Origin of the sequence: Paraburkholderia sp., from assembly GCF_049581445.1 — a bacterium.
Lineage (GTDB): Bacteria > Pseudomonadota > Gammaproteobacteria > Burkholderiales > Burkholderiaceae > Paraburkholderia.
This window is the reverse complement of the sequence record NZ_JBAURZ010000028.1, coordinates 1-11,452: the sequence shown is the minus strand read 5'-3', so window position 1 is coordinate 11,452 and position 11,452 is coordinate 1. Positions and strand designations below refer to the sequence as shown.

The window sequence follows — 11,452 nt, the reverse complement described above, 5'->3', positions numbered from 1 at the left end:
AACCAGCACCGTGCCCGCGAGACCGCGCCGGCCGGCATGCTCGCCGCTTGCGCTCAACGCGACGTCGTCGGCGACGATCACCATCTCCACCGCAATGCCCTCGGCACGCGCGATCTCCGCGGCAAGGCCGAAATTGAAGCGGTCGCCCGTGTAGTTCTTGACGATCAGCAACACGCCTGCGGGACCCGCAACCGCACGGATCGCGTCGAGCACCGCATCCGTTGACGGGGAAGTGAACACCTCGCCCGCGACTGCCGCGCTCAGCATGCCCGGGCCCACATAACCGGCATGCGCCGGTTCGTGACCCGCGCCGCCGCCCGAAATCAGCGCCACCTCGCCGCGCTGAGCCACAGTCTGGGCATCGGCCCGGACCACGATCATCCCGCCCGCAAGCACCGTCAGGCCGGGATTGAGCGCGGCGAGTCCGCCAAGCATTTCGGGCACGACGGTTGAAACATCGTTGATGAGCTTTTTCATGTGCGCCAGCTTCCTTGTAAGCCGCAGGGGCCCGGTTGGATGGGCGCGCGGCGGTTGGGGTTGCGAGACATAAGCAAAGCATAACCCGAGGCGCTGATGGCGCTCGCATTCACGGGCACGGGCACTGGCGCGGCTTGGCAGGCGCGTTGAATCCCGCGTTTAGTCCCATTGAGGACGAGCGGTAAATCAGAAAACCAAAGGGGAAGAAAAACGGCTAAGGTGAGATACGACACTGGACGAAAGCGACGGCCACTCACGCATGAATGGCGGTCACTTTCGTCTGTACCGATTGGGTAATGCTTATGCGTTGGTAGGCTCGATTGGACTCGAACCAACGACCCCCACCATGTCAAGGTGGTGCTCTAACCAGCTGAGCTACGAGCCTAAAGAGGCGCGAATTATAGAGACTCTGCTCGCGCAACACAAGTGCCTCGCGCGTTGGCGTGTCGTCGATACGCGGCGTTGCACCGGACACAGCGTGATGCTGTAATGGTCAGCATCCGCTACGGCAACCGAGCAAACTCGTGGAGCACGCACCCAGGTGACCAGGCAGATCTACGATGAGCCGGGTTTCTTCGCACGGTGTTGCCAACTTACGCTGTTGGTGCGAGGCCTCGCCAGCACAGCGCAATGGCGGTTCCCGAGCCGCATCTCGCCACCCGAGTATGGAGCGCAAGCATGGCAACGTCTGTAACAACCAGACTTATAGGCCAAACGGCGACGATCATGCTGGGCCTGCTCACCTGGACGGTTGCGCATGACACCACGTTCGCGCAAGCATCGTCGAGTCAACCTGAACCCACGGCTGCTTCTTCAACCCCCATCATGAACACGTCCCCTGATAAAACGATCGTGGCCGCGTTGGCGCCCACGGGTAAGCTGCGCGCATCGATCAACCTCGGCAATCCGGTACTGGCGAGCCTGGACCCGACGACAGGCGAGCCGGTCGGCGTGTCCGTCGATCTCGCCAGCGAACTCGCGCACGAGCTTGGCGTACCTGTGGAGTTTGTCGTCGCCCAATCCGCCAGCGTCTCGGTGACGAATGTCAGCCGTGGCAAAGCGGATATCGGCTTTTTCGCGGTGGATCCGAAACGCGGCGAAGAAATCGCCTTCACCGATCCGTACGTGCTGATCGAAGGCTTTTATCTGGTCCGCAACGACTCGCCGATCAAAACTAACGCGCAGGTGGATCAACCTGGCAACACCGTCGCAGTGGGGAAAGGCAGCGCTTACGATCTGTTCCTTACGCGTGAATTGCATCGGGCGACCATCGTCCGCATCCCCACTTCACCGGCTGTAGTTCAGGGGTTTCTGGACCAGAACCTCAGCGTGGCAGCGGGCGTCAAACAACAACTCCAGAAAGATGCGAGTCAAACCGGCGGGCTGAGAATCCTGGACGAACGGTTCATGGTGATTCGACAGGCCATGGGTGTTCCAAAGAGCCGTGGCGATGCCGCCGCCCAATACCTCGCGAACTTCGTCAAACAGATGAGGGCCTCCAGTTTTGTGGCTGATTCCCTTAAACGCCATCACATAGATGGCGCGGTCGTGGCGGGCGAGGGTTCCTAAAAACAGCTCACGTGTAGATCATCGCCGTCACTTCTGGGCTGCCGCGCGCCAATATTTCTCACCTCAGCATCGCGCAGTTCATTCAAAATTCGCGTTCCTATCGATACATTGAGTGCATGATCCCAGCCATCACGCAACGACTAGGATCCCGTCATAAACACCGTGCGCTCACGGCTTTCATCATCGGTCCAATGCTGTTCGACTTCGGACAGGGGGACCTGATTCGTTGCGATCTGGAATCCGCCCGGAGCCGCCGCATTCAGTAACTGCTTGATGGCATCGAGGATGCGCGGCATCGGAATGCTGCCGATGCCACTGCCCATCAGTTCGATTGCCGTGGAACGAAGCGCTGCGCCCGGCAAGGTGATCGTTGGCCCGCTGATAGCGCCGATCTGCACGAAGCGGATGGGGACCGTTTCCGGTGCTGCCCCGGCCGCGCTAGCGAGTAACTGCTCCGCACTTTCTCCCCACAGATAGTCGAGCACCACATCGACACCTTCCTTGAACTGCGCCCGGAACTCGCCTTCGAGTGCATCCTTGTCCTGAGCGAGACTGATCGTGACATCCGCGCCTATCTTTTGCAGCGATTGCAATGATTGCGCATGACGCCCGGTAGCAATCACCTTCGACGCACCGAGATATTTGGCGACCTGCACGGCAAGGCGCCCTGACGCGCCGGTTGCGCCGTTGATCAGTACGGTTTCGCCTTTGACCAGTCTCGCGCGCTCAACGAATGCCGCCCAAGACGACATGCCCGGAATCGCGATCGCAGCCGCCGTCGCATCATCTAATGCTGCTGGCAACGGAATGCAGCGCGCCTGGTTGACGACGCAATACTCGGCCATCGCGCCGAACGGCGCTTCAGGGAACACGAAATAGACGCGGCTGCCATCCTCCAGCGTGCCGGTGCCGTCGACGCCGGCGACAAAGGGAAAGGTGCCCGACGAGCTGTAGTGTTTGCCGGACGCGCGGCTCTTCGTGACGTGACTGAGCGCGGCCGCAGCCACCTTGATGCGGACGGCGCCTTCGGCGACGGCAGGCTCAGTAAAGTCAGCATAAACCGGCAATGTGCCGGGCACTTTGACGAGTGCGGCTTTCATGTCTGCGCTCCTGTAACAAGGGTCTGGATGTCGGTTGAATGCAGGAATCTACCGACCGAATATATGTGTATAATACACACATATCGAATCAGGGCAAGGCATTCCATGGCGATGAAGAAAGAGATCCGCGACCTGCGCGAAGCCCTGGTCGACCTCACGGGCGTGCTGAATCGTCCGCAACCCGATGCTGCGCTGATCGCAGCGGCTGGGGTCGAACTGGACCGCGCGCTGTTTCCGCTGCTTGCGAGAATCGAACGGCGCGGCCCGCTCGGCATTGTCGAACTGGCCGAACTGGCGGGACGCGACTACACCACCGTCAGCCGGCAAGTCGCAAAACTGGAAAGCCTGGGACTCGTTGCCCGTTGTCCGAGTCCGGAAGACGGACGGGTTCGCGCGGCGATCGTGACCGACGAGGGCCGTGCCATGACGCGATCGCTGGATGCCGCGCGCCAGAAGATCATCGAAGGACTGTTTGCCGATTGGGAAACCAGCGACGTGCAGCAGTTGTCGCGCCTGTTGCGCCGGTTCGCCGACGATGCGCTGGAGTGGGTCAAGTCGCTGTAGATGCGTCGATAAACCCCTTGAGCATTGCGAGCGTATCCGCGTCGTTGATGTGTTTATCCGTGCGCCAGCGCAGCATGCGTGGAAATCGTACCGCCACGCCCGACTTGTGGCGCTGGCTTGCCTGAATGGCTTCGAAACCAATTTCGAACACGAGACTCGGCGTGACACTACGGACCGGGCCGAATTTCTCGATCGTAGTCTTGCGCACGATCGCGTCCACCTGGTGCATTTCCTCATCGGTCAACCCCGAATAAGCCTTGGCAAACGGAACCAACGTGCGTACACCGTCGGTCTCGTCCCATACCGCGAACGTGAAGTCCGTGTACAGGCTCGCGCGTCGACCGTGACCACGCTGCGCGTATACGAGGACCGCGTCGATTGCATAGGGGTCGATCTTCCACTTCCACCATGTCCCGGACGACTTGGTTCGGCCCACGCCATACATCGACTGGCGCTCTTTCAGCATCAGCCCTTCAACTCCCCGCGCACGACTTTCATTCTGCAAGACAGCGAGCGTCTGCCAATCGGCTGCTTCCACTTTGGGCGAGACGTGCAGCAGATCGCGTGCAAGCGTGGCATCGAGCGAGCTTGCCAGTGCTTCAAGTTGCGTGCGCCGTCCGGCTAGCGGCGTCATGCGTAGATCCTCACCATGCGCTTCGAGCAGGTCGTAGGCAAGAAAAGTGGCCGGCGAATCAGCCAGAATCTTTTTACTGAGCGTTTTGCGGGCAATGCGCGGCTGCAAGCGTGCAAACGGCAAAGGCGTGAGCGCGCCCGGCTCCCATGCCAGTATCTCGCCATCCACCACGCAACCGTCCGGCAATGCTTCGCCAAGTGCGGCGACTTCAGGAAAGCGGCCCGTAATCAGGTCTTCTCCGCGCGACCAGATCCACACACGCCCAGCACGTTTAACCACCTGAGCGCGAATGCCGTCCCACTTCCATTCGATCAGCCATTGATCCGGACTGCCGAGCGCTTCCGGCTCAGCCTGCAAAGGATGCGCCAGAAAGAAAGGATAGGGCAAGCCGAGATCGGAGTCGGGCCTTTCGCTGACGCCTTCGCCCTCTTCAGTCGTTTCTGGCGCAATCAGACGCAGGTAACGTGCGGCGTCCGGCTTTTGCTGCGAATCAGTCCATCCCACCATGCGTTGTGCAATACGTTTGTGATCGACGCCGGCCACTTCAGCGAGTGCGCGTACTACCAGTTGTCGCGCGACACCCACCCGAAAGCCACCACCGATCAGCTTGGTCAGCAGGAAGCGCTCACCCCAGTCCAGTTCATCCCAGTACGAAACGAGCCGGTCGCGCAACTCGTCTGGCGAGGCGCCGCGCAGCGTCAGGATGCGTTGTTCGATCCATTGCGTCAGACCCAGTTCTGAAGTGCGTTGCGCTGGAGGCAGAATGTGCGCGATCGTTTCCGCCAGATCGCCCACCGCGTGATAGGACTCTTCGAAGAGCCATCCAGGCAAGCCTGCACGCGCGCAGGCAATCTCGCTCAGAAGACGTGTGGGCACCGATTGGCGCGGCTTGCCGCCCGCGAGAAAGTAGGACGCCCAGGCCGCGTCCTCGGGCGCAGCCGCGGCGAAATAGGTCGTCAGCGCTGCGAGCTTGTCGTGCGTCGACGTGGTGGCGTCGAGTGCGGTGTAGAGCGCGGCGAAACGTTTCATCGTGCGCTCACCGCGAGCCGGAATTGGCGGCGGTCACGGACGCTGTGGAGGCGTCAGTGTCCGTGCTCGCTTCGGAGTTGACTTCGGTCGCACCGGCCGCGTCGGCTTCGAGCGCATCGTCACCATATTGCGTGGCAAATGCGCCCGCCTGCAGGCCTTCTTCACGCAACCAGCGCACCATCGGTTCCACCTGGCCATGCGTGACGATGATGCGGCTGGCGCCGGTTGCGCGAATCGCGCTTTGCAGCCCGGGCCAGTCAGCATGATCCGACAGCACGAAACCGCGATCGACACCCCGTCTGCGCCGCGTGCCACGCAGGCGCATCCAGCCTGAGGCGAAGGCATCGCTGTATTCACCAAAGCGTCGCAGCCAGGCGCTACCCTGCGCAGACGGCGGCGCCACCACGAGCGCCTCCTTAAAGACGGCTTTGTCCCTGACGGCGACTTCACTGACCATCTGCACCGGCGGCAATGCGACCCCGGCACTACGATACGCACGGTTAAGCGGCTCCACGGCGCCATGGCAGAAAATCGGGCCAATCGCTGCGTCGACGCTCGCAAGAATGCGCTGCGCCTTGCCGAACGAATAGCAGAACAGTACGGATGCGCGCCCCTCTGCCGCGTTATGTCGCCACCATGAATCGATACTGTCGAACACGGTTTGGGGCGGGTCCCAGCGGTAAATCGGCAGTCCAAACGTCGATTCGGTGATGAAGGTATCGCATGGCACTGGCTCAAACGGATCGCAGGTTGGATCGGCCTCGAGTTTGTAATCGCCTGAGGCTACCCACACTCGTCCACGATACTCGATGCGCACTTGCGCCGAACCCAATACATGTCCCGCCGGATGCAGCGATACCGTCACGCCATTCAGGTCGAGCCGTTCCCCATAGGCAGCAGTCTGCAGATCGATGCCAGGCAGACGCGAAAGCAGAACGCCGGCGCCACTTTGCGCGGCGAGGTAATGGCGATGCCCCTCGCGCGCGTGATCGGAGTGCGCATGCGTGATGACGGCACGTTCGACGGGTTGCCAGGGATCGATATAGAAATCGCCTGCCGGACAATACAGGCCTTCGCGCCGGGCGATGACCAGATCCGAGGTGTCGCGCGAGTGGTCAGGCGGTTCTTCCATTGGCATTGGCGGCATCGAGGCCATCCGACTGGGTTGGACAACGAAATGACTGCTGTGCGGGAAAGGACCTGAATGCGTGGGCCATACGCTGTCACGGATCACAGGGTCTCAATGCCGGGACAACATCCCCATTCGGTTTGTCGAGCAAATATTATTCCTGTTGACGACTTCGGGGATGGCTGTCGGGTGGCTTGTCAATTGCATTGACGCTTGCCACCGCGGCGAGTTCGCGTGTCGCGACGGCCGTCAGCGACCCAAGCATGATCCACAGATCAATGGCACTATTGTCGCCACCCTGCTAGATTTCTACTCAGCCGAATCATTGATCGGGAGAGATCGATGGCCGACAGACCGCCTTCCAGCGCATCATCAGTCCGTTCGCTGGCCCTGATTGCAGTCATCGTGGTCGCGCTGGTCGCGGCCTTCGCCTTCACAGGCGGCTGGCTCTCGCCGAGTCGCCTGACGCCGGCCAGGATCGTCAACGCGCTGGCGCCGCCGGGCGGCGCAGCGCTCGGCTTCCGGCGCAATCATGCCAAGGGCATCTGCTTTACCGGCAGCTTCGAATCGAATGGCGCGGCGGCAGCTGTGTCCAAGGCCCCGATGTTCGCGGCGGGCTCCTTTCCGGTCACGGGACGTTTCAATCTCGCTACGGCGGACCCTAAAGCCCCGGATGCCACGGTGCGGGTTAGGGGCCTCAGTCTGCGCATCGTCGCGCCGGATGGCAGCGAATGGCGCACCGCAATGATCGACGCGCCCTTCTTCGCGGTCGCCACGCCCCAGGCCTTCTACGCGCTGCTTAAGGCCGCGGCCGACAAGACCGACCCGGACGCCATGAAGAACTTTATCGGCGCACACCCTGAGTTCGGCGCTTTTGCCGCCTGGGCCGGCAGCGCCCCGTGGACGGCTTCCTTTGCGCAGGAGCAGTACAACAGCCTGAATAGCTTCATCTTCACCAATGCTGCGGGACAGGACCAGGCCGTGCGCTGGTCCTTTGTGCCAGCCGCGCAGCCCGAGGCCGTGTCCGTCGATCAGTTGAAGGCGCGTGGCGACGACTTCCTCGACGCGGATATTACGCAGCGGGTGCACAGCGCGCCGCAAAAGTGGACGCTAGTCGTCACGCTCGCCAACCCCGGCGACCCGACCGCCGACCCCACCAAAGCCTGGCCGGAAGACCGACGCAAGGTGGAAGCGGGCACGCTGGTGGTCAACACCATCGAACCTGAGCCTGACGGACCGTGTCGCGATCTCAACTTTGATCCCACCGTCCTGCCGCCCGGCATGCACGTCTCCGACGATCCGTTCCCCGCCGCGCGCTCCGCCGCCTATGCAGTTTCGTTCGACAGGCGGACCGCTGAGGATAAGGACTATCCGCACCATCCGGCGGAAGGAGCCGCACAATGACCCCGATCCACACTCGCTTCACGCCGCTGCAACGCGCGCTTCACTGGATCATGGCGATTTGCATTCTGGCGATGCTGTTCATCGGTGTCGGGATGGTGTCCACCATTCGGCCGGATTATCTTTCGCTGGTCTCCATCCACAAGCCACTGGGTATCGTGATTCTCGTATTGGCGTTGATTCGTCTGGTGGTCCGGTTGACGCGCGGTGCGCCCCCGCTGCCAGCCTCGATGCCCATACCGATGAAACTCGCCGCCCGTCTGTCGCATCTGGCGTTCTATGTGCTGATGATCGCGCTACCGTTACTTGGATGGGGCATGCTGTCGGCCGCGGACTATCCCGTCGTGGTGTTCGGCATACATTTGCCGTCGTTCCTGCCGCATAGCAACGATTTGCACACGCTGCTCTGGAACGCACACAGGACGCTCGCGCTGTGCTTCTTTGCGCTGATCGTGCTGCATCTGGCGGCCGCGCTTTTGCACGCACTGGTCAGACGTGATGGTGTATTCGAGGCGATGGCGCCCTGGCGGTAAGGCGGCGAAACATCCGTCTGACGATTGATGATCGCAAGGTGTAGCAGCCTCTTCGGATGACTCAATGCACCATCGTCACTGGTGTGGCCATGCGCCTTGTCAGTGACGCAAGCATCGTCAGCCGGCGGAAGAAGCCCATGTGGCTGGCGTCGATGACCATGACATCGGGGCGAGTCTCGGCCGCATAGGCGGCGATCGCTTTCGTACTGTGACCGAACAGCCGCTTCCAGTGGTACGGGACGCCCGCCTCCTCGAGAATGGTGCGGGCGTCGATCAGCGCCTTCAGCATTGAGCGCTTTTCGTGACGAACCAATGAACTTCGCGTGTGGAAGGCCGCTGCGCGGCCCTGGTCAACCGGATCAAGAACTTCAAGCAGTTCGACCTCAGTAATGCCGCGCTCCAGAAACATAAATGCCGCGAAACGCGCCGCCTCGACCGCACCGCCATTGTCGAGGACAGGGATTAACATTCTTATCATTAAGCACTCCAAGCCGCACACCGGTAAGTCGATGCCTGGAGCTTAGCGAACGCCGCATTAAAGCGGCGTAAAAAAATCGGCCTGGCGACCGTTCAGCCCGCAAGCTTGCGGAACGTCTCCAGCACCACTTCGCCCTTGAACGGCTTGACGATCCAGCCCTTTACGCCCGCCGCCTTGCCACGCTCCTTCATCGCCGGGCTGCTTTCCGTCGTCAGCATGATCACGTTGACGCTCTGGTTCGCGAGCTCGCCGCGGATCTTCTCGACCATCGTCAGCCCGTCCATGTTCGGCATGTTCACGTCGCTGATCACGAGCCGCGTCCCTGGGCTTGATCGCAGCTTCGCGAGGCCGTCCTTGCCGTCCACCGCAGTGTCCACGTCGAGGCCGTTCTTTCTCAGAAAGCCAGCCACTTCGTCGCGTACGGTGCTCGAATCGTCCACCACCAGAATTTTCGCCATGATGTTTTCCTCTTAAATCGTTGACAGACAATCTGTCAAAACAAATCCAGTTCGCCAGCCTCGACGAGCGCGTCGACGTCGTCGGTGCCTTCCTTGAAGTCCTCCGGCGACCAGCTCAGGTTGAAGATGAAGCGCTGGTCGAACACGATAGAGCGCCCGGACGCCTCGTCAGTTACGTGGTACTTGAAGCACAGTTGCGGGTTGGTCGTGCCGAACGAGATGTAGCGTTGCTTGTGATTGACAAGCAACGGCACCTGCACCTGGCTGCGCGCGGCATGCATGTCGCCGAGAAAGCGGTCCTTGAACGCGCCCCAGATCAGATTCGTCAGTTCGCCTAGCACGCTGTTGAGGTCACGGAAGTCGGCTGCGCTGTCGCATCTTTGCTTGTGTCCGAGCATGTCGAGCAGCGGCTGCTCCTCGGTCTGGACCATCATGTAGCCCCGGCACCAGTTGCTCTCCAGCGCGATCAGGCTGAACACCTCGCCGAAGATGATCTGGTCGCGCACGAGGCACGGCGTGTCCCAGGTGACTGTGAAGTCGCGGAACAGACTGGCCAGCCTGAACTCGGTGAGCTCGGTGATCCCGCGCACGAACGCGTTTGGATAGTCCAGAGCGAACAGGTACTCGTCGATCGCCCGGCGAAGCGGCGCCATGTCGCTCGCGACATACGCGGCGCACACAACCTCGCGCAGCGCGTGCGGCAGATCGTCGAGTGTCGCGCGCTCGTCCCGGCGCAGGATGATCGGCAGCTCCGGGCGCAGCGCGTCGATACGCGTCGCGATTGCTGCGCTCTCAGCGGGCGATCCGCCGTAACTCTCCGCGAGCAGGATCGCGCCGAGATCGATGTTCGAGCGAAGCACCGCCGGGAGGCGATGTGTCCTTACCTTCAGGCCAATCAGGTTGTTCTCGTCGCAGAAGCGCTTGATCGCCTCCGCATGTGCCGGGCAGTCGTCGAGCACGAGTACCTTGCTGACCGGCTTGTTCATGTCCATGCTGGCTTCCTTGCCTGTTGCGGGTTTGTCAAAACAGTTCGAGTTCGCCGACGCTCTCGGCGACCTCAGCGACATCGGCGACGTTCGCGACGAAGTCGACTGGCGCGTTAGCGCAGACGCACACCGTCGCGCCAAGCTGCACGGCGCCGTTGACCGTCAAGCGATACGAGGAGAGGAAATCAGGCTTGAGATGACCCAGATACGGCACGCAGTGGCCGCTCAGCACGTACGGCGTCGACATCCCGAGGTCTGGAAAGTACTTGACGAGCTGATGGTTCATCGCGCCACAGCACAGGTTGCAGACTTCGAGCAGCCTTTCCTCGAGCGTTGCCTCTCCAGCGCCGAGGTAGTAGGCGCGCGTAGCATCGTCGTTGTCGAAATGCAGGACCAGGAGCAGCCTGAAGACGATCGATGAAATCGTCAGCACGATGAGCTCGCCGTCCGCCGCGCGCTCGTGCGGCGCAGCCTGGGTGATCTCGCACGAATCGCCCGCGTCGAGCGTCAGACGCAGGCGCGCGGCCTGGCGGAAGATCCGCTCGATGCTGTCCTTTGCTTGCTCGCTAATCACGTTGCCGCCTGCTCGAGCCTGGATTGAAGCTGATTCGCGAGCGTCTCGACGCCGCCGAGCGACGCGATGATCATCTTGCCGCCCGCCTGAATGTCCTGGAACGTCGCGGTCGTGATCAGGTCGTTGCGATGCAGGCTGTCCCGATAGCTCTTCGAAAGCTCCTGCGAGCGCGACGCGAGCGTGCGCACCTCGCTCGCGACGACCGAGAAGCCGCGTCCCGCGGGGCCTGCGCGTGCCGCCTCGATCGACGCGTTCAGCGACACGATCAGCACATGCGCGACGATCGACGACAGCTCCTGGTTCTTGCTGTGCATCTCCTGGTTCTGCCCCATCAACGAGATCATCTGCTCGTGCCAGCGCTCGAATGTCACTGCGAGTTGCTTGAGCCGAGCCGCTTCGGCCGCGATGGACACCGCCTGCCGTCCCCATTCCTCCTTGAACTCAAGCACGGCAGTGCGCGCTGCGCGTGCTTCGTCCACGCTCGCCGACCGCTGGGCCAGGTCATCGCGCAGGCCCGCGA

Annotated in this window: 13 protein-coding genes and 1 tRNA gene; 4 read left to right on the top strand and 10 right to left on the bottom strand. The window is 61.7% G+C overall.

The window, feature by feature from the left end; translation table 11 throughout:
* On the bottom strand, positions 1 to 477 hold a 477-nt coding region (locus WCA85_RS01680), incomplete at its 3' end, for a dihydroxyacetone kinase subunit DhaK (RefSeq protein WP_424061329.1).
* A 308-nt stretch (positions 478 to 785) separates the two neighbouring features.
* Positions 786 to 862 (bottom strand) — tRNA-Val (locus WCA85_RS01675).
* Positions 863 to 1,302: 440 nt separating this feature from the next.
* On the opposite strand from WCA85_RS01675, the gene WCA85_RS01670 reads away from it, so the two are divergent.
* On the top strand, positions 1,303 to 2,046 hold the full coding sequence (locus WCA85_RS01670; protein WP_424061331.1) for an ABC transporter substrate-binding protein: 744 nt from the start codon (positions 1,303 to 1,305) through the stop codon (positions 2,044 to 2,046).
* A gap of 140 nt (positions 2,047 to 2,186) precedes the next feature.
* Here the strand turns inward: WCA85_RS01670 and WCA85_RS01665 are convergent, their stop codons facing one another.
* Positions 2,187 to 3,146, bottom strand: a complete 960-nt coding sequence (locus tag WCA85_RS01665; RefSeq protein ID WP_424061327.1) for a quinone oxidoreductase family protein — start codon at positions 3,144 to 3,146, stop codon at positions 2,187 to 2,189.
* Positions 3,147 to 3,251: 105 nt separating this feature from the next.
* Between WCA85_RS01665 and WCA85_RS01660 the strand changes: the two genes are divergently transcribed.
* The gene (locus WCA85_RS01660; RefSeq protein ID WP_424061326.1) at positions 3,252 to 3,710 is read left to right on the top strand and encodes a MarR family winged helix-turn-helix transcriptional regulator; all 459 of its coding nucleotides are present in this window, start codon (positions 3,252 to 3,254) and stop codon (positions 3,708 to 3,710) included.
* Here WCA85_RS01660 and WCA85_RS01655 read toward each other — a convergent pair.
* Positions 3,697 to 5,373: an ATP-dependent DNA ligase gene (locus tag WCA85_RS01655; protein WP_424061324.1), complete on the bottom strand. Its 1,677-nt coding sequence runs from the start codon at positions 5,371 to 5,373 to the stop codon at positions 3,697 to 3,699. The two genes, WCA85_RS01660 and WCA85_RS01655, sit on opposite strands and share 14 nt — an antisense overlap.
* Positions 5,374 to 5,380: 7 nt before the next feature.
* The gene (locus WCA85_RS01650; protein ID WP_424061322.1) at positions 5,381 to 6,520 is read right to left on the bottom strand and encodes a ligase-associated DNA damage response exonuclease; all 1,140 of its coding nucleotides are present in this window, start codon (positions 6,518 to 6,520) and stop codon (positions 5,381 to 5,383) included.
* Between the two features lie 324 nt (positions 6,521 to 6,844).
* On the opposite strand from WCA85_RS01650, the gene WCA85_RS01645 reads away from it, so the two are divergent.
* Together WCA85_RS01645 and WCA85_RS01640 are read left to right on the top strand one after the other, a co-directional pair.
* Positions 6,845 to 7,906, top strand: coding sequence for a catalase family peroxidase (locus WCA85_RS01645; protein WP_424061320.1), 1,062 nt, complete (start codon positions 6,845 to 6,847; stop codon positions 7,904 to 7,906).
* On the top strand, positions 7,903 to 8,436 hold the full coding sequence (locus WCA85_RS01640; protein WP_424061319.1) for a cytochrome b: 534 nt from the start codon (positions 7,903 to 7,905) through the stop codon (positions 8,434 to 8,436). Before WCA85_RS01645 ends, WCA85_RS01640 begins: the two co-directional genes overlap by 4 nt.
* A gap of 61 nt (positions 8,437 to 8,497) precedes the next feature.
* Here the strand turns inward: WCA85_RS01640 and WCA85_RS01635 are convergent, their stop codons facing one another.
* The 5 genes from WCA85_RS01635 to WCA85_RS01615 all read right to left on the bottom strand — a co-directional run.
* A complete protein-coding gene (locus WCA85_RS01635; RefSeq protein WP_424061317.1) occupies positions 8,498 to 8,914 on the bottom strand; it encodes a universal stress protein in 417 nt (138 codons plus the stop codon).
* A 92-nt stretch (positions 8,915 to 9,006) separates the two neighbouring features.
* Complete coding sequence (locus WCA85_RS01630) at positions 9,007 to 9,372, bottom strand: response regulator (protein ID WP_424061316.1); 366 nt, start codon at positions 9,370 to 9,372, stop codon at positions 9,007 to 9,009.
* Positions 9,373 to 9,407: 35 nt separating this feature from the next.
* Positions 9,408 to 10,364 (bottom strand): chemotaxis protein CheX, encoded by a 957-nt coding sequence (locus tag WCA85_RS01625; RefSeq protein ID WP_424061315.1) that lies wholly within the window; start codon positions 10,362 to 10,364, stop codon positions 9,408 to 9,410.
* Between the two features lie 28 nt (positions 10,365 to 10,392).
* On the bottom strand, positions 10,393 to 10,932 hold the full coding sequence (locus tag WCA85_RS01620; RefSeq protein WP_424061313.1) for a hypothetical protein: 540 nt from the start codon (positions 10,930 to 10,932) through the stop codon (positions 10,393 to 10,395).
* Positions 10,929 to 11,452, bottom strand: a 524-nt coding sequence (locus WCA85_RS01615) for a methyl-accepting chemotaxis protein (RefSeq protein ID WP_424061312.1), incomplete at its 5' end; no start/stop codon positions are given. The genes WCA85_RS01615 and WCA85_RS01620, both read right to left, overlap by 4 nt.